This is a genomic window from Cupriavidus oxalaticus, assembly GCF_016894385.1.
GTDB lineage: Bacteria > Pseudomonadota > Gammaproteobacteria > Burkholderiales > Burkholderiaceae > Cupriavidus > Cupriavidus oxalaticus.
On record NZ_CP069812.1, the window covers coordinates 924,847 to 950,154 of the forward strand.

The 25,308-nt window shown below is 65.4% G+C and carries 19 protein-coding genes and 1 riboswitch; of the genes, 5 read left to right on the plus strand and 14 right to left on the minus strand.

Translation table 11 applies throughout. The features are described from left to right. Window positions 1-107 precede the first annotated feature (107 nt). Window positions 108-1,124, minus strand: a complete 1,017-nt coding sequence (locus tag JTE92_RS16615; protein WP_063237169.1) for a class 1 fructose-bisphosphatase — start codon at window positions 1,122-1,124, stop codon at window positions 108-110. Between the two features lie 96 nt (window positions 1,125-1,220). Continuing rightward, complete coding sequence (pepN, locus tag JTE92_RS16620) at window positions 1,221-3,935, minus strand: aminopeptidase N (protein ID WP_063237170.1); 2,715 nt, start codon at window positions 3,933-3,935, stop codon at window positions 1,221-1,223. 259 nt (window positions 3,936-4,194) lie between these two features. Here pepN and JTE92_RS16625 point away from each other — a divergent pair, with 259 nt between their 5' ends. Beyond that, complete coding sequence (locus tag JTE92_RS16625) at window positions 4,195-4,848, plus strand: DUF4136 domain-containing protein (RefSeq protein ID WP_232353230.1); 654 nt, start codon at window positions 4,195-4,197, stop codon at window positions 4,846-4,848. A 293-nt stretch (window positions 4,849-5,141) separates the two neighbouring features. Further along, window positions 5,142-7,463, plus strand: coding sequence for an NADP-dependent malic enzyme (locus JTE92_RS16630; protein ID WP_063237171.1), 2,322 nt, complete (start codon window positions 5,142-5,144; stop codon window positions 7,461-7,463). 121 nt (window positions 7,464-7,584) lie between these two features. Here JTE92_RS16630 and JTE92_RS16635 read toward each other — a convergent pair whose 3' ends face one another. From JTE92_RS16635 to JTE92_RS16660, 6 genes are all read right to left on the minus strand, one after another. Further along, complete coding sequence (locus JTE92_RS16635) at window positions 7,585-7,830, minus strand: hypothetical protein (protein WP_029045604.1); 246 nt, start codon at window positions 7,828-7,830, stop codon at window positions 7,585-7,587. A gap of 241 nt (window positions 7,831-8,071) precedes the next feature. After that, complete coding sequence (locus JTE92_RS16640; RefSeq protein WP_063237172.1) at window positions 8,072-9,139, minus strand: porin; 1,068 nt, start codon at window positions 9,137-9,139, stop codon at window positions 8,072-8,074. A gap of 180 nt (window positions 9,140-9,319) precedes the next feature. Next, window positions 9,320-9,838, minus strand: a complete 519-nt coding sequence (uraD, locus tag JTE92_RS16645; protein ID WP_063237173.1) for a 2-oxo-4-hydroxy-4-carboxy-5-ureidoimidazoline decarboxylase — start codon at window positions 9,836-9,838, stop codon at window positions 9,320-9,322. Between the two features lie 12 nt (window positions 9,839-9,850). Further along, window positions 9,851-10,795, minus strand: a complete 945-nt coding sequence (gene puuE / locus JTE92_RS16650; protein WP_063237174.1) for an allantoinase PuuE — start codon at window positions 10,793-10,795, stop codon at window positions 9,851-9,853. Window positions 10,796-10,906: 111 nt separating this feature from the next. Then, window positions 10,907-12,313 carry a nucleobase:cation symporter-2 family protein gene (locus JTE92_RS16655; RefSeq protein ID WP_063237175.1) on the minus strand — a complete coding sequence of 469 codons (1,407 nt, stop codon included), beginning with the start codon at window positions 12,311-12,313 and terminating at the stop codon, window positions 10,907-10,909. 196 nt (window positions 12,314-12,509) lie between these two features. Continuing rightward, complete coding sequence (locus JTE92_RS16660; RefSeq protein WP_063237201.1) at window positions 12,510-13,277, minus strand: GntR family transcriptional regulator; 768 nt, start codon at window positions 13,275-13,277, stop codon at window positions 12,510-12,512. A 311-nt stretch (window positions 13,278-13,588) separates the two neighbouring features. Here JTE92_RS16660 and uraH point away from each other — a divergent pair, with 311 nt between their 5' ends. The 3 genes from uraH (at window position 13,589) to ltrA (ending at window position 17,107) form a co-directional block, all read left to right on the plus strand. Continuing rightward, a complete protein-coding gene (gene uraH, locus JTE92_RS16665) occupies window positions 13,589-13,942 on the plus strand; it encodes a hydroxyisourate hydrolase (protein WP_029044808.1) in 354 nt (117 codons plus the stop codon). Between the two features lie 31 nt (window positions 13,943-13,973). Next, window positions 13,974-15,179, plus strand: coding sequence for a urate hydroxylase PuuD (locus JTE92_RS16670; RefSeq protein ID WP_063237176.1), 1,206 nt, complete (start codon window positions 13,974-13,976; stop codon window positions 15,177-15,179). Window positions 15,180-15,736: 557 nt separating this feature from the next. Further along, window positions 15,737-17,107, plus strand: coding sequence for a group II intron reverse transcriptase/maturase (ltrA, locus tag JTE92_RS16675; protein ID WP_063237202.1), 1,371 nt, complete (start codon window positions 15,737-15,739; stop codon window positions 17,105-17,107). A gap of 1,124 nt (window positions 17,108-18,231) precedes the next feature. Here ltrA and JTE92_RS16680 read toward each other — a convergent pair. The 6 genes from JTE92_RS16680 to xdhC all read right to left on the minus strand — a co-directional run bounded on the left by JTE92_RS16680 (window position 18,232) and on the right by xdhC (window position 25,306). Further along, the gene (locus tag JTE92_RS16680) at window positions 18,232-19,257 is read right to left on the minus strand and encodes an IS110 family RNA-guided transposase (protein ID WP_063242165.1); all 1,026 of its coding nucleotides are present in this window, start codon (window positions 19,255-19,257) and stop codon (window positions 18,232-18,234) included. A 293-nt stretch (window positions 19,258-19,550) separates the two neighbouring features. Continuing rightward, window positions 19,551-20,126 (minus strand): TMEM165/GDT1 family protein, encoded by a 576-nt coding sequence (locus JTE92_RS16685; RefSeq protein WP_063242171.1) that lies wholly within the window; start codon window positions 20,124-20,126, stop codon window positions 19,551-19,553. Between the two features lie 133 nt (window positions 20,127-20,259). After that, a riboswitch (yybP-ykoY riboswitch) is annotated at window positions 20,260-20,384 on the minus strand. A 55-nt stretch (window positions 20,385-20,439) separates the two neighbouring features. After that, window positions 20,440-21,600: a fatty acid desaturase gene (locus tag JTE92_RS16690; protein WP_232353231.1), complete on the minus strand. Its 1,161-nt coding sequence runs from the start codon at window positions 21,598-21,600 to the stop codon at window positions 20,440-20,442. 214 nt (window positions 21,601-21,814) lie between these two features. Continuing rightward, the gene (guaD, locus tag JTE92_RS16695) at window positions 21,815-23,134 is read right to left on the minus strand and encodes a guanine deaminase (RefSeq protein ID WP_063241440.1); all 1,320 of its coding nucleotides are present in this window, start codon (window positions 23,132-23,134) and stop codon (window positions 21,815-21,817) included. Between the two features lie 75 nt (window positions 23,135-23,209). After that, the gene (locus tag JTE92_RS16700; RefSeq protein ID WP_063241441.1) at window positions 23,210-24,265 is read right to left on the minus strand and encodes an adenosine deaminase; all 1,056 of its coding nucleotides are present in this window, start codon (window positions 24,263-24,265) and stop codon (window positions 23,210-23,212) included. Window positions 24,266-24,316: 51 nt separating this feature from the next. Next, window positions 24,317-25,306: a xanthine dehydrogenase accessory protein XdhC gene (gene xdhC, locus JTE92_RS16705; RefSeq protein ID WP_063241442.1), complete on the minus strand. Its 990-nt coding sequence runs from the start codon at window positions 25,304-25,306 to the stop codon at window positions 24,317-24,319. Window positions 25,307-25,308: the final 2 nt, after the last annotated feature.

Sequence of the window (25,308 nt, forward strand, 5' to 3'; positions counted from 1 at the left end):
AAGGCGGGAGCCCAGTGACGTTTCGTCCCCTCACCGAGGGGGCTTAAAAGACGCTGGATTCCCGCCTTCGCGGGAATGACAGCAGCCTCGGCAAGGTCCGCAAACGATCAGGCCTTGCCTTCGGCTTCGTGGTGGTAGCGGGTGACGCGTTCCACTTCGTTCTTCGAGCCCAGGATCACCGACACGCGCTGGTGCAGCTTTTCCGGCTGCACGTCCATGATGCGGATCTGTCCGTTGGTGGCGGCGCCGCCGGCCTGCTCGACCAGCATCGCCATCGGGTTGGCTTCATACATCAGGCGCAGCTTGCCGGCCTTTTCCGGCTCGCGCTTGTCCCACGGGTACATGAACACGCCGCCGCGGGTCAGGATGCGGTGCACGTCGGCGACCATCGAGGCGATCCAGCGCATGTTGAAGTTCTTGCCGCGCGGGCCTTCGTCGCCTGCCAGGCATTCGTCGATGTACTTGCGCACCGGCGGGGCCCAGTGGCGCATGTTCGACATGTTGATGGCGAATTCCTTGGTGTCTTCCGGAATCATCAGGTTGGACTGCGTCAGCACGAAGCTGCCGGCCTCGCGGTCCAGCGTGAACACGTGCACGCCGTTGCCGACGGTCAGCACCAGCGTGGTCTGCGGGCCGTACACGGCGTAGCCGGCGGCGACCTGGTGGGTGCCCGGCTGCAGGAAGTCGGCCTCGGTCACGGTCTGGCCGGGCTTGGGCATGTGCAGCACCGAGAAGATGGTGCCGATCGACACGTTGACGTCGATGTTGGACGAGCCGTCGAGCGGATCGAACAGCAGCAGGTATTCGCCCTTCGGGTAGCGGTTGGGAATCTCGTAGAACGATTCCATTTCCTCCGACGCCATCGCGGCGAGGTGGCCGCCCCACTCGTTGGCGTCGAGCAGCACTTCATTGGCGATCACGTCCAGCTTCTGCTGGGTTTCGCCCTGCACGTTGCCGGTGCCGGCCGAGCCGAGCACGCCGGCGAGCGCGCCCTTGTTGACGGCGTTGGAAATGGCCTTGCAGGCGCGCGCGACCACTTCGATCAGCAGCCGCAGTTCGGGCTGGATCGTGTTGTGCTTGCGCTGCTCCTCGACCAGGTAGCGGGTGAGGCTGATGCGAGTCATGGTTGGTTCTCCTTGGATGGCCGCAATTCTACATGCCCGGCCGGCCCCGGCCGGGCAAAGGGGGCGTTGCGGGGCCTCCCTGACATACTCCGCGGTTCAGGCGGCCAGCGCCTTGCCGACGATCTCCCTGACGTCGCGCGACAGCGAGCTGCTGGCGGCCACGCGCTCCAGTTCGGCGCGCATGCGGTCGCGCAGCGCCAGCTCGTATTTCTGCCAGCGGTCCATCACCCGCGCCAGCCGTGCGGCCACCTGCGGGTTGATGGCGTCGAGCGCCAGTACCTGGTCGGCCCAGAAACGGTAGCCCGAGCCGTCTTCGGCGTGGAACTGCGCCGGGTTGCCGGAGCAGAAGCTGAAAATCAGCGAACGCGCGCGGTTGGGGTTGCGCAGGTTGAACGCCGGGTGCTCCATCAGCCTGAGCACGGTGTCGATGGTGCGCTTGCCGGCGTGCGGGCCTCCCGGTTGCGGCCCCACGCTGCCGCGCTGCATGCCTTGCAGCGAGAACCACTTGTCGATCACCAGCGGGTCGTCCTCGAAGCGCTCGTAGAAATCGGTGAGCGCATGCTCGCGCCCGGGCGCGAAGCTGTTCACCAGCGCCGACAGCGCGGCGAAGCGGTCGGTCATGTTGTCGGCAGCCTGGTACTGCTGGTCGGCCAGCGCGTGCATGTCGGCGTCGCCGCTGTCGGCGAGGTAGCCGAGCGCGAGGTTGCGCAGCGCGCGCTTCGCGGCGGAGGTCGCATCCGGCGAATAGGGGCCGGGCGTGGCGTTGGCCTCGTAGGCCGCCAGCCAGTCGGCCTTGAGCGCGCGGGCCAGGCCTTCGCGCATGAACTGGCGGGCGCGGTGGATGGCGGCAGGATCGGCCACGCCCATGCGCTCGGCCAGGTAGGCTTCGGCGGGCAGCACCAGCGCCTGCTCGCGGAAGGCGGGGTTGAGCGTGTCGTCGGTCAGCACCGCGCGCATGGCCTGCACCAGCGCCGGGTCGAGCCTGAGTTCGCGGCCGGCCTGCACGTCGCCGACCAGCTGCAGCAGCGCGCGCGTGGCCAGGCGCTGGCCGGCTTCCCAGCGGTTGAAGGCGTCGCTGTCGTGCGCCAGCAGGAAGGTCAGCTGCGCGTCGGTGTACTCGGCATCGACGATCACCGGCGCGGAGAAATTGCGCAGCAGCGAGGGCAGCGGCGCTTCGCTCCCGCGCGGCAGATTGATGAAGCGGAAGGTCTGCTCGGCCTGCGTGAGGTCGAGCACGCGCGTGGTCGCGCCGCGCGCGCTTTCGCCCTCGAGCTGCAGCGGCAGGTCCGTGCCGTCGGCGCCGAGCAGGCCGAGCGCGAATGGGATGTGGAAGGGCTGCTTCTCGGGCGTGCCGGCGCGGGTCTCGATGCCGACCTTGGGGCAGCGCTGCGTGAGCGTCAGGGTCAGGCTGCCGTCGTCGGCGTTCCAGGCGGTGCGCGCGGTTACCACCGGCGTGCCGGCCTGGCTGTACCACAGGCCGAACTGCGTCAGGTCGCGGCCGTTGGCATCGGCCATCGCCGCGCGGAAGTCGTCGCAGGTGACGGCCTGGCCGTCATGGCGCTGGAAGTACAGGTCCATGCCCTTGCGGAAGCCGTCGCGGCCCAGCAGGGTCTGGTACATGCGCACGACCTCGGCGCCTTTCTCGTACACCGTGACGGTGTAGAAGTTGTTGATCTCTTCGTAGCTGTCCGGGCGCACCGGGTGCGCCATCGGGCCGGCGTCCTCGGGGAACTGCACCTGGCGCAGCACGCGCACGTCTTCGATGCGCTTGACCGCTCGGCCCGATTCCGAACCCATCATGTCGGCGGAGAATTCCTGGTCGCGGAATACGGTCAGGCCTTCCTTCAGCGACAGCTGGAACCAGTCGCGGCAGGTCACGCGGTTGCCGGTCCAGTTGTGGAAATATTCGTGGCCGACCACTGCCTCGATATTGGCGAAGTCCGTGTCGGTGGCGGTTTCGGCATTGGCCAGCACGTACTTGGTGTTGAAGATGTTCAGGCCCTTGTTCTCCATCGCGCCCATGTTGAAGTCGCCGACGGCGACGATCATGAAGCGGTCGAGATCGAGTTCCAGCCCGAAGCGCTGTTCATCCCAGCGGATCGAGTGGACCAGCGAATCCATCGCGTGGCGGGTCTTGTCCAGGTCGCGCGCCTCGACCCAGACCTGCAGCAGCTTGTCCTTGCCGGAGGCGGACTGGATCCGTTCCTCGATGCGTTCGAGCTTGCCGGCCACAAGCGCGAACAGGTACGACGGCTTGCGGAACGGGTCTTCCCACACGGCTTCGTGGCGGCCGTCGGGCAGGTCCTGCTGGCTGACCAGGTTGCCGTTGGACAGCAGCACCGGGTAGGCGTCGCGCCTGGCGCGCAGCGTGACGCGGAAGGTCGCCATCACGTCCGGGCGGTCGAGGAAGTAGGTGATGCGGCGGAAGCCCTCGGCCTCGCACTGGGTGAAGAAGTTGCCGTTGGACACGTACAGGCCCGACAGCGTGGTATTGGCCGCGGGCTGGCACGCGGTGGTGATCTCGAGCGTGCCCTGCGCGGGCAGCCCGGGGATGGTCAGCGTGCCGGCGTCCTGGGTGGCGTTGGCCACGGGCTTGCCGTCCAGGCTGACGCCGACCAGTTCGAGTTCGTCGCCGCACAGCACCAGCGGCGCGTCGGCCGCGGCGCCGGGCTGCCGCGCGAAACGCAGCGTGCTGGTGACGACGGTGCGCTGGGGATCGAGATCGAGCACCAGGTCGGCATGGTCGATGGCGAACGGGGGCGCGGTATAGTCCTTGCGATAGACGGTAACGGGCGTGTCGGTGCGCAGCATGGAGAGATCCTGTCTTCGGAAGACCGTTGAAAAGGGCAGGCCATGCGCGCGCGGGCGAAGCATGGCGCCGAAGTCCTCATTGTAGCCAAGGGGGTGGCGGGGCATTGTCAGCCGCCGCACCCCGGTCGGCGGGAATTCCGCCGGTGCCGCGTGGTCTCAGAGACACGCGGGACGATTTCGAGCGTGTGGAAAGCGAGGTAGCACTATGTGGCAGCGCGCAGGCGGTGTCGGCAATGAAAAAAAACGAAGCGCTGGGTCCATGGGATTCCCTGGGCTCTGGGGCGCGCTGGCGCTGCTGGTGGCGCTGCTGCTGTCAGGCTGTGCCAGCACCGTGGTGACCGATGTCACCGCCTTCAGCCAGCCCGGCTGGCAGAACGACGCGCCGCGCACCTACAGCTTCGAGCGCACGCCGGAGCAGGCGGGCCAGCTGGACCGCCAGACCTACGAACAATGGCTGGCCGAGGCGCTGTACGACGCCGGCTACGAGCAGGTGCCGGAGAAGCAGGCGCGCTACCGCATCAGCATGGACTACGACGCCGCGCCCGGCATCGTGCGCGTGGCCGAGACGGTCTATCCCGATCCCTGGTACGGCCCGTGGGGACCGTATTGGGGGCCGTACTGGGGGCCGGGCTATTACCGCCCATGGGGTCCGTGGGGGCCGTGGGGGCCGGGCTACTGGCCGCCGCAGACGGTGGTGCGCGACGTGCCGGTGCTGTTCTCTAACCTTCGCGTCTACTTCCGGGACGCCGCCAGCGGCAAGCGCGTCTACCAGGTCACGGCGCAGAACCAGACCGAGAACGGCAGCCTGCCGGCGACGATGCCATACCTGATCCGCAGCGCCTTCACGGACTTCCCGGGGGACAGCGGGCGGCCGCGGCGGGTCAAGCTGGAGGTCGAGAAGCCGCAGAAATAGGGCTGCGTGCAAATGCGTGCAGAAGCATGCCTCTGGCGTTCATTGCATACCCATTGGTAAAAGCTGTTTAACTGGGACATTCCGCCCAAAATACGGCTTTCGGACTGGCTTTGGTGGCACTTTGCACGAAGCCGGGGCTAGAATAACTGTTCGATTTTTCCGGCCTTGTGGTCGGAGTCGCCAGTTTCGCTGCCAGGTTTTTCTTCGCTTCCGGTCCTTCTCCCGATTGCGGCCGATACGAATCAGGGCGGGAGAAGGGCGCTTCCGGCACGGGCCACTTTCCGGACGAGCCAATGAGCAGCCAGAACAGCGGTGATGCACCGCAACATGCCCCGAACAGTCCTGAAGCGCAACTGCGCCTCGCTGCACTGGAATACCACCGCAGTCCCACCAAGGGAAAGATCCAGGTCACCGCGACCAAGGCGCTGTCCAACCAGCGCGACCTGTCGCTGGCCTACTCGCCGGGCGTCGCGTACGCCTGCGAGGAGATCGCGAAGGATCCCGCCACCGCCGCCGAATACACCTCGCGCGCCAACCTGGTGGCGGTGGTGACCAACGGCACCGCCGTGCTGGGCCTGGGCGACATCGGCCCGCTGGCCGGCAAGCCGGTGATGGAGGGCAAGGGCTGCCTGTTCAAGAAGTTCGCCGGCATCGATGTGTTCGACATCGAGCTCGACGCACGCGACCCGGACAAGATCGTCGAGATCGTCGCCGCGCTGGAGCCCACGCTGGGCGGCGTGAACCTGGAAGACATCAAGGCGCCGGAATGCTTCTACATCGAGCAGAAGCTGCGCGAGCGCATGAACATCCCCGTCTTCCATGATGACCAGCATGGCACCGCCATTATTTCGACGGCGGCGCTGCTCAATGGCCTGAAGGTGGTTGGCAAGGATGTCGCCAAAGTGAAGCTGGCCGTGTCCGGCGCCGGCGCGGCGGCGATTGCATGCCTGGACACCATGGTGAGCCTGGGCGTGAAGCGCGAGAACATCTCGGTGGTGGACTCCAAGGGCGTGATCTACGTTGGCCGCGACGCCAACATGGAAGCCAACAAGGCCCGCTACGCGCAGGACACCTCGGCGCGCACGCTGGCCGACATCGTCAAGGGCGCCGACGTCTTCCTGGGCTGCTCGACCGCCGGCGTGCTGACCGGCGACATGGTCAAGACCATGGCCGACAAGCCCATCATCCTGGCGCTGGCCAACCCCGAGCCGGAAATCCGCCCGGAAGTGGCCAAGGCCGCGCGCCCGGACTGCATCATCGCGACCGGCCGTTCGGACTATCCGAACCAGGTCAACAACGTGCTGTGCTTCCCGTACATCTTCCGCGGCGCGCTCGATTGCGGCGCGACCAAGATCACGGAAGCGATGAAGCTGGCCTGCGTGAAGGCGATCGCCGAGCTGGCCGAAGCCGAGCTGAACGATGCCGTGGCTGCCGCCTACGGTGGCCGCGAGCTGAAGTTCGGTCCCGACTACATCATCCCGACGCCGTTCGACCAGCGCCTGATCGAGAAGATCGCGCCGGCGGTGGCCAAGGCCGCTGAAGAGTCCGGCGTGGCCACGCGCCCGATCCAGGACCTGGAGGCGTATCGCCAGCAGCTGTCGACCTACGTCTACCACACCGGCCTGATCATGAAGCCGGTGTTCTCCGCCGCCAAGGCCGCGCCCAAGCGCGTCGCCTACGCCGAGGGCGAGGAAGAACGCGTGCTGCGCGCGGTGCAGAGCGTGGTCGACGAAGGGCTGGCACGCCCGACCCTGATCGGCCGTCCGCACGTGATCCAGATGCGCATCGAGAAGGCCGGCCTGCGTCTGAAGGCCGGCGTGGACTTCGATCTGGTCAACCCGGAAGAAGACCCGCGCTACCGCGCCTACCACGAGGCCTACCACGCGCTGCGCGGCCGCGATGGCGTCACGCCCGACATGGCCAAGGTGGCGCTGCGCCGCTCCAACACGCTGATCGGCACCATGCTGATGCACATGGGCGACGCCGACGCGCTGCTGTGCGGCACCGTGGGCCGCTTCGAGGCGCACCTGGAGCATGTGCGCGACGTGATCGGCCTGGCGCCGGGTGCCAAGGTGTTCGCGGCGATGAACGCGCTGATGCTGGAAAAGTACACGCTGTTCATCACCGACACCTTCGTCAACGACGATCCCACCGCGGAAGAGCTGGCGGCGATCGCGCAGCTGGCCGCCGAGGAGATCAGGCGCTTCGGCCTGCATCCCAAGGCCGCGTTGATGTCGCACTCGATGTTCGGCTCGTCGACCCGTCCGTCCGCGCGCAAGATGCGCGAGGCTGCCGCGATTTTGGCCAAGGCGGCACCGCACCTGGAAGTGGAAGGCGAGATGCAGGGCGACGCCGCCCTGGACGAAGACGTGCGCCGCCACTTCCTGCCGTCGACCCAGCTGGCCGGCAGCGCCAACCTGCTGGTCATGCCGACGCTGGACGCCGCCAACATCGCCTTCAACCTGCTCAAGATCACGGGCGGGCAGGGCGTGACGGTGGGCCCGATCCTGCTGGGCGCGGCCAAGCCGGTGCATATCCTGAACCCGCAGGCGACCACGCGCCGCATCGTCAACATGACGGCGGTGGCGGTGGCGGAGTGCAATGCCACCCGCTGATGCGGTGAGAGGGTAGTTGCCTGGCGTAGCGCCAGGATGCAAAAGGCCGGGTCATCGACCCGGCCTTTTGCTTGATGCTGCCCTGCCGCACGGCAAGCGCGGCAGGCATTCGGTGCGGTGGCTATTGCAGCACGTTGTACTGCTCGCGCATGACCACGATGATGGACTTGGCGGCGGCCAGCTGGGTGTCGAGGTTTTCGACGTATTCCTGTCGAAAATCGACCTCGGCGCTCCAGTTGCATCCGGTGTGGTCAGGCTGGTGCATTCGCACCGCGTGCAGCTCGCATTCGCCGCACTCGGGGTTGTTGTCGAGGCACTGGTTCAGGATGGCCATCAATTCGGATCGCGTCTTCGCATATCGCCGCATGAGTCACCTCTCAAGGATGGAGTTTTGAGGCCTGGAACACCAATCTAGGTAGCGCAAGTTGACGCTTCCAATTGAATCCCGCTATGGAGCGAAGGTTTCCGATCCGCGCGGGGGGCTTGGCATCTAATGGCGCAGCGCAGCATTCGGTTGATGTTTTCCTGCTGCAAGTGATGGGTGCAACTGCAATAAAAAGCCCGCCGGAAGGGCGGGCATCAGGACTGCGGATGAGCCGGTTACGCCATCAGAACTTGTGGCGCACGCCCACGCCGAAGGTATCGCCGTGCTCGATGCCGGTGATCTTGTCGTAGTAGTAGGCGGCGTACACGTCGGTACGCTTGGACAGGTTGTAGTCGTAGGCCACCGCGAAGGTGTTGCGCTTGAAGTCGCCCAGCGAGTTGTCGACCTTGCCGTAGGCGTAGGAGGCCAGCAGGCTGCCGGCGCCGATGGGCACGGAGGCGCCGAACTGTCCGTCGATGTGCTTGGTGTCGCCCGACGGCGCGGTGGTGGCGCGGGTCTTGATGTACTGGCCCTGCGCGAACAGCTTGACCACCTTGAAGTCATAGGACAGGCCCAGCTGGGCGGCGTCCTGGCGCGACAGGCCGGCGTCGGACATGTCGGTCGGCACGTTGTTGAAGCGCACCTGCTGGTAGGCAACGGTGGCCGCGAACGGGCCGCTGAAGTACATCAGGTTGCCGCCCCACTTGTTCTTGCCCGCGGCGCCGGCTTGCTCGCCGAACGAGTACATGATGTTGGCGGTCAGGCCACCGAAGTTCGGCGTGGAGTAAAGCACCGAGTTGTTCCAGCCCGAATCGCCGATGATGCCAGGATCCACCACCGCGCCGCTGGTCGCGCCGAAGTAGGTGTGGAAGATCGTCGGCGAGAACACGTACGAGTCGATCAGCGGGTTGAACAGGATGGTCGACACGAAGTACGGCGTGGTGTTGCGGCCCAGCTTGATCGTGCCGGCCTTGTCGTTCTGCAGGCCGACGTAGGCATTGCGGCTGAACATCGAGTCGCCGGTGAAGCGGCCGCTGTTGCCGCTGTCGGTACGGAAGAAGCCGTTCAGGTCGAAGATGGCCTTGGTGCCGCCACCCAGATCCTCGGTGCCCTTGATACCCCAGTAAGACGTCTGCATCCCGCCCGAATTGGCGACCCATGCGCGCTCGCCCACACCCGGGCTCTTGACCGCACCGACGAACATGTCGGCCTGGCCGTACAGCGTCACGCTGGACTGGGCCATGGCCGTGCCGGAAAGAAGGGTAGCCGCTACCGCCGCCAGCTTCAGTGCCGGCTTGTACTGCTTCTGCATGTTTAAGACCTCCGTGGTTTCGAATCCTGCTTGGAACGTTGTGTACTGGGTCCCTGTCGGGTTCTTTTAATGTCTTTGTGCTTTTATTCGTGCCGCCTGGCTTTGGCTCGGTGTGGTGTTGCTTGGGTGCCGGCGGCATCGGGTACAGCGTTTTTTGTTATACAGGTGACGCTTTTTTTCTCAGGCGGATACTAAGTCGTCAAGACGGAACTGCGCAATGCGATGGATCTGGTTGATGCACGTTTGCAACTCTTCTTTCGGCGAGTTTTCTACGCGGCGCGCGAACTCCGCGATGATCCCGTGGCGGTCGTAGCCGCGCACGGCGAGGATGAACGGAAAGCCGAACTTCCGGTTGTACGCGGCATTGAGCGCCTGCAGGCGATCGAACTCTTCCGGCGTGCACAGGTTCAGGCCCGCGCCGCTTTGCTCGCGCGTGGATTCGGCGGTCAGTTCGCCGCGCACCGCGGCCTTGCCGGCGAGCTCGGGGTGGGCGCGCACCAGCTTCAACTGCGCGGCCTCGCCGGCGTCATCCACGGCGCTGCGCAGCGCCTGCGCCAGCGCGGCGGCATCGGCAAAGGGGCGTTGCGTGGCAGCGGCCTCGGCGAACCACGGCGAATGTTCATAGATGCCGCCCAGCACCTGCACGAATTCCGCGACAGGCATGGTGTTGAGTTGGGCGAGGGTGTAGGTCTGGCTCATGCTGGATCCGGGTTACCTGGCGGGCGTGTAGGGGTGGGTCTCGGCCCAGTGGCGGGCGATGTCGACACGGCGGCAGATCCACACCTTGCTGTGGCCCTGCACGTAGTCGAGGAAGCGCTGCAGCGCGCGGAAGCGGCCGGGGCGGCCGAGCAGCCGGCAGTGCATGCCGATCGACAGCATCTTGGGGCTGTCCTGTCCTGCGGGATCGCCTTCCTCGTAGAGGACGTCGAACGCATCCTTCAGGTACTGGAAGAACTGCTCGCCGGTGTTGAAGCCCTGCGGCGTGGCAAAGCGCATGTCGTTCGAGTCCAGCGTGTACGGCACCACCAGGTGCGGCCTCTTCGCGCCACCGGTGACTTCCACTTCGGTCCAGAAGGGCAGGTCGTCGCCGTAGTAGTCGGAGTCGTACAGCAAGCCGCCGTGCTCGACGACAAGCCGGCGCGTGTTGGGGCTGTCGCGGCCGGTGTACCAGCCCAGCGGCAGTTCGCCGGTCAGCTCCTTGATGATCTGCATGCCGATGCGCATATGCTCGCGCTCGGTGGCTTCGTCCATGTTCTGGTAGTGGATCCAGCGCCAGCCGTGGCAGGCGATCTCGTGACCCAGCTCGACGAAGGCGCGGGTCAGTTCGGGATGGCGCTGCAGCGCCATCGACACGCCGAAGATGGTCAGCGGCAGGCCGCGCTTCTCGAACTCGCGCAGGATGCGCCAGACGCCGGCGCGCGAGCCGTATTCATAGATGCCCTCCATGCTCATATGGCGGTCGGGATAGGCCGCGGCGCCGACGATCTCGGAGAGGAACTGCTCGGAGGCGGCGTCGCCGTGCAGCACGCAGTTCTCGCCGCCTTCTTCATAGTTGAGGACGAACTGCACGGCGATGCGCGCGCCGCCCGGCCAGCGGGCGTGCGGCGGCCGGGCGCCGTAACCGATGAGATCGCGTGGATAGTTCTCTGTTGTCATGGTCGTTGCTTGCTTCAGGGAGAACCGTCCGGGCCGCGGCGCGTGCAAGCGCCGTTGACTGTGCAATGAGCGTGCCAGTCACTGGCCCGGCGGCGTACTTCGATATAACCGTTACTCGGTGCCGTGCGAATTGGCGGCGGCGTTGCGCATCGCTTCTTCGCGCGACTGGATGCCGTTGTAGAACAGGTTCAGCGCCACGGCCACGATCGTGCCGAGCACGATGCCGCTGTGGGTGAAGGGGTCGGTCCACTTCGGCAGATACTGGAAGAACGTCGGTGCCAGCGTCGGGATCATGCCGAAGCCGATCGAGATGGCGACGATGAACAGGTTGTGGCGGTTGCGGTTGAAATCGCACGAGCCCAGGATGCGGATGCCGGTGGCGGCCACCATGCCGAACATCACGATGCCGGCGCCGCCGAGCACGAACTGCGGCACCGAGGCCACCACGTGGGCCATCTTGGGGAACAGGCCGAAGGCGATCAGGATCAGGCCGCCGGCCGCGGCCACGTAGCGCGAGCGCACGCCGGTCACGGTGACCAGGCCCACGTTCTGCGAGAACGAGGTGTACGGGAAGGTGTTGAAGATGCCGCCGATCACGGTGCCCAGGCCGTCGGCGCGCAGGCCGCGGGTCAGGTCGTCGTTGCTCAGCTTCTTGCCGGTGATGTCCGACAGCGCCAGGAACATGCCGGTCGATTCCACCAGCGTGATCAGCATGACGATGCACATCGACAGGATCGCGGTTACCTCGAAGGTCGGAATGCCGAAGTGCAGCGGCGTGATGACGGCGACGAAGCTGGCTTCATCCAGGCCTTCGAACGAGACCTTGCCCATGCCCATCGCCACCAGCGTACCGATGATGATGCCCAGCAGCACCGCGCAGTTGGCAACCAGGCCGCGGCCGTACTTGGTCAGCAGCAGGATGGTCACCAGCGTCAGCCCGGCGATGCCGAGGTTGGTCAGGTCGCCGTAGGCGAGGTTGGGCACTTCCTTAGCCACGCCGTCGATCACCGCGCGCGTGGTGGGCTGGCCGCCGGCCGCCCAGTTGATGCCGACGCGCATCAGCGACACGCCGATCAGCGTGATCACCGTGCCGGTCACCACCGGCGGGAACAAGCCGAGCATGCGCCCCATCATCGGCGAAATCAGCATGCCGAAGATCCCTGACGCGATCACCGCCCCGTAGATGCCGAGCAGGCCGACGTTGGGATCGGTGCCGATGGCGATCATCGGCGCCACCGAGGCAAAGGTCACGCCCATCATCACGGGCAGGCGGATGCCGAATTTCCAGAAGCCGATCGCCTGGATCAGCGTGGCCAGGCCCGCGGCGAAGAGGTCGGCGTTGATCAGGAAAGCCAGCTGGTCCTTGGGCAGCTTGAGCGCGCCGCCAACGATCAGGGGTACGGCAACCGTGCCGGCGTACATCACCAGAACGTGCTGCAAACCAAGCGCGAGCAGGCGCCCTGAAGGCAAACGCTCGTTGGTGAGGTCCGTGGGGACCGTGGTGCTTGCGGAATTCATTGGTGCGTCTCCTCTCCTTTGGTTTGATGGGAACGCCACGTCCGTGCCTGTTCTGTTGCCAGCAATGCGTGTTGCTGGCGTTGTAAATGTTGTTATCGGCGTGCCGTCGCCGCGCTCTCGTTTGCGCTGCCTGGGAGCGTTGTGGACGGCGGGCAGTCAGGCCTTCTTTTTGCGGGGGCGTGGCGGGAACACCGTGCTAGGTGGAGCGGCCTAGTACGCTGCGAAGATCGAAGTTGCCCGGCTCGTCCGGCTGCACGCGGTCGGCGCAGGCGCCGAGGTGGTGCGCCATGCGCGACTGGGCCAGCGCGGCATCGCCCTGTTCCAGGGCGTCGAGGATTTCCTCGTGTTCGTCGAACGAGCAGGCGTTGTTGCCCGGGGCTTCCACGCTGGCGATCATCAGCGTGGTGCGCGACACCAGCCGGCGCATCATGTTGACCAGCAGGGCGTTGCCCGACAGCTCCGCCAGCGCCGTGTGGAATTCGGCGGACAGGCGGATCCATTTGGGGCGGTCGTGCGTCAGGAAGGCCTGGCGCTCGCTGGCGACCATCTTGCGCAGCGGTGCGATCACGGTCTTCACGTCAGGCATGCCGGCGAGTTTTTCCAGCACCGCGCGCTCCAGCATCTGGCGCAGCTCGAACATGTCGTGCGCCTCGTCGGTGGAGGGGCTGGCGATAAAGGCGCCGCGGTTGGGTTCCAGGTCGACCATGCCGTCGGCGGCCAGGTGCGACAGCACCTTGCGCACGGTGTGCCGCGCGGTGGCATAGATCTCGCAAAGCGAATGCTCGGTGAGCTTGGTGCGCGGCGGCAGCCGGTGCTCCATGATCGCGTCGTAGATCTCGTGGTACATGCGTTCCTCGACCGAACCCTTGCGTGCGGGCTTCTCCGGCCTGGCGGGCAGGGACCCGGTTGATTCGGCATCGGACATGCCGGTGACACCGGCAATCAGCTTCAGGCTCTTGGACATCTTGGCACCAGCAGTCATGCAATCAGGTCGGTCCGGACTCCGGTAATCCCGTGTATCAGGGACTGGTGATCCGAAAATTGTTGACAATTATTTGGTTGTGGATCCAGAATTGTCAACAAAACCAACTAAGGTTTTCGACAACTCAGGGAAATCCCTGAATTGCCAACCGGGTCGGGCAGGCGCATTGTCGCCACGCACCAACCCAGCGCCGGGATGCGTTACCAGACGTACCGAGCGGGCACCATTCCCACCAATGGTGCTAGTGAAGGCAGCGGCGCCCCTCACAACCCAATCGCAAAAGGACAAATACGATGGGACGCTTGACTACCCATGTTCTTGACACCGCTGCCGGCACGCCCGGACAAGGGATGTCGATTACTCTCCATAAAATTGTCGACAATCGCCGCGAAACCCTGAAGACCGTGGTCACCAACCACGACGGCCGCTGCGACCAGCCGCTGCTGGAAGGCGCCGACCTTGCCGCCGGCGTGTACGAACTGGAATTCGCCGCGGGCGACTATTTCCGCGCACAGGGCACCAAGCTGCCCGAGCCGGCTTTCCTGGACGTGGTGCCCCTGCGCTTCGGCATTGCCGACGTCAACGCGCACTACCACGTGCCGCTCCTGGTTTCGCCCTGGTCGTACTCGACCTACCGCGGCAGCTGACGCGGTGGCATAGGGAAACAGGAGACAAGACATGGAAGGCTATATCCTCGACTGGGCCAATATGCTGCTGCGGTGGGTGCACGTCATCACCGCGATCGCATGGATCGGCTCTTCGTTCTATTTCGTGTGGCTGGACAACAGCCTGACCAAGCCCACCGCGCCCGACCTGAAGGAAAAGGGTGTCGACGGCGAGTTGTGGGCCGTGCACGGCGGCGGCTTCTACAACCCGCAGAAGTACCTGACCGCGCCCAAGCAGTTGCCGGAGAACCTGCACTGGTTCTACTGGGAGTCGTACTCGACCTGGATGAGCGGCTTCGCGCTGCTGGTGGTGCTGTACCTGTTCAACGCCAGCACGTTCCTGATCGACAAGAATGTGTTCGACATGTCGCCTGGCGCGGCGGTCGGCTTTGCGGTGTCGTACCTGCTGATCGGCTGGATCGTCTATGACAGCATCTGCCGCCTGTTCAACAAGAACGACCGCCTGGTCGGCATCCTGGTGGCGGTCTACATCGCGGCAGCCGCTTACGTCGCATGCCATGTCTTCTCGGGCCGCGCGGCGTTCCTGCTGACCGGCGCGATGGTGGCGACGATCATGAGCGCCAACGTGCTGGCATGGATCATCCCGGGCCAGCGCAAGGTGGTGGCGGCACTGAAGGCCGGCCAGCCGGTGGACCCGATCCACGGCAAGCGCGGCAAGCAGCGCAGCGTGCACAACACCTACTTCACGCTGCCGGTGCTGTTCGCGATGCTGTCGAACCACTACAGCATGACCTACGCCCACAAGTACAACTGGGTGGTGCTGATCCTGATCATGCTGTCGGGCGTGCTGATCCGCCAGTTCTTCATCCTGAAGCACAAGGGCAAGATCAATGTGCTGTGGCCGGCCGCCGGCGTTGCCGCGCTGGGCGTGGTGGCCGTGATGATCGCGCCGCAGCCGCGCCCGGCCGTGGCCAAGGGGGGCGAGGCAGCCGCTGCGACCGTCAGCTTTGCCAAGGTGCAGGAAGTGATGAACGCACGCTGCGTGCAGTGCCACGCCGAGCAGCCGAAGATGATGCCGACGGCGGCCAAGGGGATCAAGCTGGAGACGCCTGAGGAGATCAAGACGCATGCGCAGCTGATTTATCAGCAGGCTGTACAGCAGAAGGCGATGCCGCTGGGTAATGTGACGCAGATTACCGACGACGAACGCGCGCTGTTGGGGCAGTGGTTCGAAGGCGGGGCCAAGACTACGAATTGATCGTGGTTTGAGTTGAAAAGCATTGGGGCTGGCTCTTGCCGAGCCGGCCCGCGAAATCCGAGCATCGGTGATCGACGGTCTGGAGGGCTGAGTTGTTGGCGGTCGTTAGTACCGGACCGGCGAGGGTTTGGACGGGGCCTTTGGGTCCCGTTTTTTTGTGCGCCCAGCATGGGCGCACTCTTGTGGGTGCAAGTCCCACCGTAAGTTGATCACAGCGAACGAAGCGAAGCGCAACTGCGAAAGGGCGCCCGATCGTGGGGAGGAAGCGTGGAGCGAAGCTGCGAGCCGAGGGACACGAACCGGATAGAAGGCGGTGCCGACCAGGACGAGCGGGCAAAAAGCCGCGAAGTTCTCGTGATCAAGGGGCGGCGGCGTAAATCCGGCGGTTGTGCAGCGAAGGAGTGCGTTCTTACCTGGGGAGATCTCGCCTCATGCCTGAAAGGGCAACGGCGTCGAGCCGGAGCGAGAAGTCAGCAGAGGTCGAAGTAGTTGGGGGTAGCGCCGGCAAGGCTCGAATCCGCCGACGAAGGACCAAACGAGAGGGAGTGTTCGAAGCCGTGTCGATGCAACAGGCATTGCGTCAGAAGCCCGCGCGAGCGGGGCGAGCGAGGGAAACGGACGGTGAAGCCGGCCGGGAACGCGCCTGCGACGAAGCCTGCGGCCCGCGACGCGAACCAGAGAGCACAGGGTCGGCGCTGCTGGCAGCGGCGCTGACGCGAGAGAACCTGAAGCAGGCGTTCAGGCGGGTCCGACGCAACAAAGGCGCCGCTGGCGTGGATGGTCTGGATATTGATCAGACCGCTCGTTATCTGGCGTCGGCGTGGCCTGAGATTCGCGAGCAACTGCTCAAGGGGACGTACCGGCCTAGTCCGGTACGGCGGGTAACGATTCCGAAGCCGGACGGAGGAGGCGAGCGCGAGCTCGGTATCCCGACGGTGACGGATCGGCTGATCCAGCAGGCGCTGCTGCAGGTGTTGCAGCCGATTCTGGACCCTACCTTCAGCGAGCATAGCTACGGCTTCCGTCCCGGCAGGCGTGCGCATGACGCGGTGTTGGCCGCGCAGTCGTATGTGCAGTCGGGTCGACGAGTGGTGGTGGACGTGGATCTGGAAAAATTCTTCGACCGGGTCAACCACGACATCCTGATTGATCGCCTACAGAAGCGCATCGGGGACGCCGGAGTCATCCGGCTGATCCGGGCGTATCTGAACAGCGGGCTGATGGATGGCGGGGTGGTGCTGCAACGACACGAGGGTACGCCGCAGGGCGGTCCCCTGTCCCCGTTGATGGCCAACGTGCTGCTTGATGAGGTGGACAAGGAGTTGGAGCGCCGCGGCCATTGCTTCGTGCGCTATGCCGATGACGCGAACGTGTATGTGCGCAGTCAGCGGGCGGGTGAGCGGGTGATGGCTCTGTTGCGGCGGCTGTACGGCGTACTGCGTCTGAAGGTCAACGAGGCAAAGAGCGCGGTGGCGAGCGCGTTTGGCCGCAAGTTCCTGGGTTACGAGTTCTGGGCGGACCGGGATGGTGTGGCAAAGCGCGGGGTGGCAGCCAAGGCGCTGCTGACATTCAAACAACGCATCCGCGAATTGACCCGCCGCTCAGGCGGGAGGAGTCTGCAGGCAGTGGTGGACCGGCTGCGGCCCTACGTCCAAGGCTGGAGGGCTTACTTCCGGCTGGCGCAAACCCCCAAGGTCTGGCGAACGCTGGACAAGTGGATGCGTCACCGGCTGCGGGCCATCCAGCTCAAGCACTGGCGCCGTGGTCTGACCATTTACCGTGAGTTGCGTGCGCTGGGTGCTTCGGCTGAGGCCGCCCGGCAAGCAGCGGCGAATAGCCGGTGCTGGTGGCGCAACAGCGGGGAAGCGCTGAACCGTGTCCTGACCATCGCCTACTTCGACCAGTTGGGCATGCCCCGTCTCACTTAACCTCAACCACTCGAACCGCCCGGTGCGGACCCGCATGCCGGGTGGTGTGGCAGGGGCGCAGCCAGTGACGGCTGCCCCCTATGCCGATTGTTTTCGCCGCGATGCGATCGTGGGACGGGGGCTGTGCACTGCTGGTGCAGTTGGTGACATGCTGTCGGCTGTTCAAGCGTCTGCTGTCGCTGTTGGTGACATGCTGTTGGTCGTTGAAGCGTTGGAGTCGCGGTTGGTGACATGTTGTCGGCCGTTGAGCCGCCTGGTTCCGCCCTGCTGGGCGGGTCACTTTTTGGCCGAGCGCCAAAAAGTAACCAAAAAACGCGTCGCCTGAGCGGCTGGCTATCAAGTTGGCGGCGTGGGTGGTTCGGGCGGTGGTGATTTCCGTTCGATGTGGGTAGTGGTTCTAACCTGCTACGCCAGGTGAGTTTGGGATCGTGGCTGCGTTAATCCACTATTGGACGATCCCCATGCCGGGCGTAGGCCGCCTGCTGCATGCCATATCGGTGGGACGCCTTCGGCTGCGCTACGCGCCGGCCCGAACGTGGCAGCGCGGCCGATCTCGCCATGGCCATTGCTGTCGCCGCCCAGCGAGCGAAGCGATGCGGGTTCGTGCCGGGGCGCCTCGCCCGCGAGACTGAGCCGCGCGTAGCGCAGCCGTAGGCGATGATGCGATACCGCAGGGAGCAGGCGGCCTACACCCGTCCTGGGGATGGTTCAAAAGTCGGGATTCGCCAGGCACCCACACTCACTCACCTGGCGTAGCAGGCTGGCATCGCGACCACGCCTCACTGAAACCAAAATCGCAATCTAACCAGAAGCGCCAAATTGGATCAGCCAGCCGCAGGCGACGCGCTTTTTGGTTACTTATATGAACGCGCCCCGGTTTGCAAGGTAACGCCAACATCAGGCTTGGACAGGATTGGCTGCAGACTTATATCCGGCCTTGCGATGCAGGCCATGCCTGCGGGCCCTGATGGATTTCACCGGGAGTGTCCCTATCTTTTTGCCGTGCTTTGAGCACCAGTAACCAATTGAGCTTGCACTCCCGCGGTCCAACCTGTTTTGCCATCACGCTGACATTACCGTCGCAACCTGTGGACGGGTTCCTTCCTTGCTAGCTCAGCCTGCCGTCAGGCAGGCCTGACCGAGACGTAGTCTCGGTCATAGGCCCGATCGTGGGTCAACAGGGCCCAGATGGTACGCACCGTCTTGTTGGCCAAGGCAACCGCCGCGACGTTCTTCGGCCGTCGCTGCGCGAGCAGCAGGCTCCAGCCCGGCTGGTTCTTTCTGCGCAGGTGACTCAGCACGACCCGAGCGCCATGAATCAGCAAGGTGCGCAGGTAGGGGTCGCCGCGTTTGCTGATGCCGCTCAGCCAGACCTTGCCCCCGGTGCCGGTCTGTTTGGGCACCAGGCCAAGATACGCCGCCAGTTGCCGCCCGGACTTGAAGGTGCGCGCGTCGCCAATGGTGGCGACCATGGCCGTGGCGGTCAGCATGCCGATGCCAGGAATGGCCAGAATCGTTTTGCAGGCCCGATTCTGCCGACCCCAGGCATCAATGCGTTGATCCAGGCGAGCTATCTCTCGATCGAGCCCTTCGATGCTTTGCAATTGCTCATGCACGAACTCGAACAGCAGGGGCGGCACGCCCCGTTCGATTTCGTCCATCCCTTGTACGATTTCCTTCAGGCCAGCTCGTAGCCCGGGACGGATCCGGATCCCGAATTCGAACAACATGCCGCGCAGCTGGTTGACCAGCATGGTGCGCATCTTCACGCGCAGTTGGCGCATGGCGTGCAGGCCGAGCACACATTGTTGGGACTCGGTCTTTGCTGCCACGACCGGCATGCCCGGCTGCTGGACTGCGGTCCAGATAGCACGGGCGTCGGCCGCATCGGTCTTGTTCGTCTGCACGAACGGTCGCACGTACCGGGCGTGCAGCAGCACCGGCTCATGACCCAAGGCTCGCACTTGGCGGGCCCACCAGTGCGCACTGCCACAGGCCTCCAGCGCGATGCGTCCAGGCTCGCGATTCGCGAGGAACTCCAGCAGCTTGGACCGACTGAAGCGACGATTGAAACACTTGCCCGAAGGCTCGACCCAATAGAGCTGGAAGACAGTCTTTGCAATGTCCAGACCGTAAGTCGTAGTATTCATCTCGGGTCCTCCATCCTCGCGTGGTTGGTCACACTCCCACTCTGGCACATCGATGCCGTTTCGTGAGGGGGGACCCGCCTACCCTGTCACGTTTCCCGGATGCATAACCGACTACCGGCACCTTTGATCGCAGGCCGGGGCGCGTTCATTCCATCTTTTTGGCGCTCGGCCAAAAAGTGACCCGCCCAGCAGGGCGGAACCAGGCGGTTCAAGGGCCGACAGCATGTCACCAACAGCGACAGCAGACGCTTGAACAGCCGCCAGCATGTCACCAACAGCGACCACCCCCGAATTCAACCTCCAATATTCATCAGCGCCAACACACCAAGCACCACAAAGATCCCGGCCGCAATCTTATGCACCAGCCCAATCGGCATCTTGTTGGCAAACTTGTCGCCCAGCAGCACCGCCGGCGCATTGGCAATCATCATGCCGAAGGTCGTGCCGGCCACCACAGCCACCACCGCGTCGCTGAAGCGCGCCGCCAGCGCCACCGTGGCGATCTGCGTCTTGTCACCCATCTCGGCGAAGAAGAACGCAACGATGGTGGTAGCCAGGATGCCAAGCGCGCCCTTCACCGGCTTGGCCTGCTCGGCATCGTCGAGCTTGTCGGGAATCAGCATCCACGCACCCATCGCGATAAAGCCCAACCCCAGGATCCAGCGCAGCAGGCTTTCGCCGACCACATGCGTGATCCAGCCGCCAAGCGCGCCGGCAAAGCCATGGTTGACCAGGGTGGCGATCAGGATGCCAAGGATGATCGGAATAGGTTTGCGATAGCGTGCTGCCAGAACCAGCGACAGCAGCTGCGTCTTGTCGCCCATTTCAGCAAGGGCGACGATGCCTGTGGAGACGAGGAAGGCTTCCATGTTGCTATGTGGGATAACCGGGCCGCAATGCATCGCGAGATGCCAATGACGCACACCTTTCCCGGCCCGGCCAGAAAGGTATGGTCATCGGTCTCGCCAGGCGTGGACGCTGCCTGGGCCAGTCTGGCCAGGCGGGGTCCGGAGCTGCGCACGCCATAACCGCAAGCGGTCAAGTCTGTTGACGTACGCCCCTGTCCCCCGGAATCCGCATTGCGCGGCGCGGTGAGAGCAGGGCGGCTACTCCCCAATGGAAGCGGCAATTATAACCGCGACGGCGGTGGATCGTCCATCGCCGCCGCGGTCGGTATGGCGATCAGGCCGGCACCGGCGCGTTCTCGCTGGTCTGGCGGCCGCGGAAATCGGTCCAGCACAGCGCCTTGAAGTCATACAGCTTGCAGCGGCGCGCCGTGTCGAAATACCAGCGCCAGGAGAAGTTCTCGATGATGATGCGGCCCGGCAGCGCGTGCTCCAGCAGCGCCTGCGCGCGCTTGAGGCGATACAGCGGCACGCTCATGTCGACGTGGTGCGCGGTGTGCTCCATGATGTGATGCAGCGCGGAGCCGATACCATGGCGGAAGCGCAGGTGCACTGTGGTCGAGACAAACGGCTGCGCTTTGGCCCACATGGCCTTGGTGTCGTACCAGGCCACGCTGGCATGGGTGTGGTGCACGTACAGCACGAAGCCCACGGTCACGTTCCACACCAGGAAAGGCAGCACGAAACCGGCGCCGACCAGCATCCAGGCCGACTGGCCCGTGGCAAAGGCCAGTGCCACCAGCGCGCCGATCCAGGCCACGCCGAAGGCCGCCACCAGCAGGCAATCGCGCACGAAGACCGGGCGGCGGGTGGCCATCTGGCGCTTGCTGGGGAAGAACAGCTTGCTCCACCAGATCTCGACCAGGTAGTACAGGCCCGGGCCGAAGCCGGTGCGGTAGATGCGCTCCAGCGCGCGCCGCCAGCGCGGCAGCGCGTTGAATTCTTCCAGCGAGTAGGGCGCCCAGACGAAGTCGAAGCCTTTCAGGTTGGTATAGCCGTGGTGGACCACGTTATGGCCGACTTCCCACAGGCTGTACGGCGTCAGCGACGGCAGGAAAGTCAGCCGGCCCAGCCATTTGTTCAGGCCGCGGCGCGGCGTCAGGCTCTGGTGGCAGGCATCGTGGCCGATGATGAACAGGCGCGCGATCACCAGCCCGGCCAGCACGCCCAGCCCCAGCTTGGCGGCCCAGTGCGAGGCCAGCACCACGCCGGCCAGCACGGCGGCGAACAGCAGGTAGTCGAAGGCGAACAGCGCCAGCGCGCGCGGCGTGCTGCGCTCGCCCAGCGGGATCAGCCAGCCGCGGATGACCTTGCGCGACGGGAATGGCGCGTCCGGGGCGATCGGCTCCGGCAGCGGCAGCCGGCCGGGCTTGGCGGACTGCCGGGCATGCGGGGCATGCTCGGGATGCGCTGAGGGCGTGGATGGGATTGCGGTCATGCGGAACCTTCTGGTTTTGCGGTCGGATGGCGTTGGCCAGTGCTGCCAATGCGGCCGGCGCACGCCGGCCATGGCGAAACCGCAAGGTTAGAAGGCTTTGCCGGTGGGGTTCTTGACGGGGGTCAATCCGGAGGGACGCGCTAAGCGGTAAAAGCGCGCCCGCCACGAGAGGGCGGGCGCCGTGGTGCCGGACGGGAGTGCGGTATGGGACGGATCAGGCGGCGGCGCGCACCGGCTCGCCCATGATGTAGACGCTGTCGATCACGCGGTCGTCGCCCAGCATGGCAAAGGCGAACAGTTCTTCTTCCAGCGTCTCCGAGCGGTTGCTGCGGCGGGCGATCAGCGGCGTGGCCTTGGGATCGAGCACGACGAAGTCGGCCTCGCAGCCCTCGCTGAAGCTGCCGACGCGGCCGGTCCAGCCCAGTGCCTCGGCGGCGGCGCGGGTGGCCAGGTAGAACATGCGCAGCGCGGTCAGGTAGTAGCCGCCCATGCGCGCGACCTTGTGCGCGGCGTTCATGGTGCGGAACATCGAGAACGAGGTGCCGCCGCCGACGTCGGTGGCCAGCGTCACGTTCAGGCGGTTGGCATCGGATTGGTGGAAGTCGTAGAAGCCGCTGCCCAGGAACAGGTTGGAGGTCGGGCAGTGCGCCACCGCGGCGCCGCTGTCGGCCAGCCGGCGGCGGTCGTCCTGGTCCAGGTAGATGGCGTGGCCGTACATCGCGCCAGGGCGCAGCAGGCCGTAGCGGTCGTAGACGTCCAGGTAGCTGCGCGCGTCCGGGAACAGCTCGGCGACCCATTTGACCTCGTCGCGGTTCTCGGCCACGTGGGTCTGGATAAAGGCGTCGGGGTAGGCGCGCGCCAGCTCGCCGCAGGCGGCCAGCTGTGCTTCGGTCGAGGTCGGGGCGAAGCGCGGCGTGATGGCGTACGACAGGCGGCCCTTGTTATGCCAGCGCGACAGCAGGTCGGCCGAGTCCTTCGCGCCGGTCTCGGCGGTATCGCGCAAAAATTCGGGGCAGTTGCGGTCCATCATCACCTTGCCGGTGACCATGCGCAGGTTGCGCGCCTCGCTTTCGGCGAAGAGCGCGTCGGCCGAGGCCTTGTGCACCGTGCTCCAGACCACCGCGCTGGTGGTGCCGTTGCGCAGCAGTTCTTCGGTGAAGAAACCGGCCACGCCGCGGGCGTAGTCGGGATCGGCGAAGCGGCGCTCTTCCGGGAAGGTGTAGGTGTCGAGCCAGTGCAGCAGGCCCGGCGACGGCGACGCGATCATGTCGGTCTGCGGGTAGTGCACGTGGGTGTCGATGAAGCCCGGCACGATCAGCTTGCCGCGGTGGTCGACGATCTCGGCGCCGGCCGGGATGCGGTCTGCCAGCTTCGCATACTCGCCGGCGGCGGCAATGCGGCCGTCGGTGACGATCAGTACCCCGTCGTCCCAATACTGGTACGCATCCTCATGGAACTGCGGATCGCGCAGGAAATGCAGCACGCGGCCGCGGATGGCACGGGTGGTGGACTCAGTCGTGGGGGTGGTCGTCATCGTTTGTCTCTTGTGGCCGGCCCGCGCGCGCCGACGTTACGTCACGCAGCGGGCCGGGCTATTGGCATGCGCCGCTCAGGCCGTGGGGGCCGTCGCGGGCGGGGATTTGGGCCTGGCCGACCAGAAGTGGTCGACTTCGGCCAGGAACTCGGCCTTCTGCACCTCGGGCAGGAAGGCCGCTTCAAAGCTGTTGCGCGCGAGCTTGTGGGCATCGGACTCGTCCAGCGGCAGCGCGTCGAAGGTGGCTTCCCAGTTGGCGTTCATGTAGCCGCCAAAGTAGGCCGGGTCGTCCGAATGCAGCGTGATGGCCACGCCCGCATCGAGCATGCGCTTGAGCGGGTGGTCGCGCAGGTCGGGGTAGACCTTGAGCTTGACGTTGGACAGCGGGCATACCGTCAGCGCCACGCGCTCGCGCGCCAGGCGCTGGACCAGCGCGGCATCGTCGATGGCATGCACGCCGTGGTCGATGCGTTCCACATTAAGGATGTCGAGGGCGTCTGTGACGTACTGGGCCGGGCCTTCCTCGCCAGCATGGGCGACCAGGTGCAGGCCCAGTTCTTTCGCCCGCGCGAACACGCGTGCAAACTTCTCCGGCGGGTTGCCTTGCTCGGACGAATCCAGCCCCACGCCGACAAAGCGGTCACGGTAGGGCAGCGCGGCGTCCAGCGTGGCAAAGGCGTCTTCCTCCGACAGGTGGCGCAGGAAGCACAGAATCAGGCTGCTCGAAAAATCGTACTCGGTACGTGCCTGGGCCAGGGCATCGGCAATGCCGTCGATCACCACGCCGATCGGCACGCCGCGCGCGGTATGGGTTTGCGGATCGAAGAAGATCTCGGCGTGACGGACATTGTCGGCGACGGCGCGCTTGACGTAGTCCATGGTCATGTCGAAGAAATCTTCCTCGGTCAGCAGCACGCTGGCGCCGGCGTAATAAATGTCGAGGAACGACTGCAGGTCGGTAAAGGCGTAGGCGGCGCGCAGCGCCTCCACGCTGGGGTAGGGCAGCGCCACCTGGTTGCGCTGGGCCAGCCGGAAGATCAGTTCCGGCTCGAGCGTGCCTTCGATATGCACATGCAGTTCGGCCTTGGGGGTACGGCGGATCTTGTCCGCCAGCGCGGCATCGATGGTCATGGGGGCCTCGTGTTCTCTATGCCCGCCGGCCAGGGCCGGCGGCACGGGTTCTCAGGGATGCACCGCCTCCGCCAGGCCCGCACGCAGCGCGGCTAAGCGCTGTTCGCGAACCTGGAGCAGCTGGGCGACGATGGCTACCGCAATCATAGCCGGAGCTTTGTCGGTGATCCCGGGAACCCCCATGGGGCATGTCATTTCCGCAAACCTGGCCGGGTCGATGCCATGCTCGGCCATGCGGTGTTCAAAGCGCGCGCGCTTGGTCTTGGAGCCGATCAGGCCGAAGTAGGCGAAATCGGTGCGCTTCAGGATTTCTTCGCACAGGGTCTGGTCGAGCGCATGGCTGTGCGTCATCACCAGGAAATAGCTGCCCGCCGGTGCCTGCGGGACCACGGCCTCGGGCGTGTCGCTGGCCTCGGCCTCGACGTTGTCGGGCAGGCCGCCGGGGAACAGCGTGTCGCGCTCGTCGACCCAGTGCACGCGGCACGGCAGCGTCGCCAGCACCTTGACCAGCGCATGGCCGACGTGGCCGGCGCCGAACAGCACCACGTGCATGGCGTCCGGCACCAGCGTGTCGGTCCAGCTGCCGTCCGGCTGCAGGTCGACGGTGGGCAGGACGGCGCAGCTGTCGGTAAAAGTCACCGCGCCGCTGGCGGGTACGTGCCGCTGCAGCGAGCGGTGGGTGGCGAAATTGCGCTCGACCGCGTCGAGCCACGCCAGGTCGGCCTCGCCCAAGACCTCGAATGCCAGCTGCACCACGCCGCCGCAGCACTGGCCAAGCGCCGGGCCCAGCGGGATGCGCTCGATGCGCCGCTGCTCGTGCCGCACCAGCATCTCGCGCGCGATATCCATGCCGCGCCATTCCAGGTGGCCGCCGCCGATGGTCCCGACCAGGTCGTCCGGGCTGACCAGCATGCGGATGCCGGGCTCGCGCGGGGCCGAGCCCTTGACCTCGACGATGGTCACCATCGCCACCGGCACGCCGGTGCGCACCATGCGGGCGGCGTCGGCGAAGCGGAAGGGTTTGAGCGGTGCGTCCTGCATGT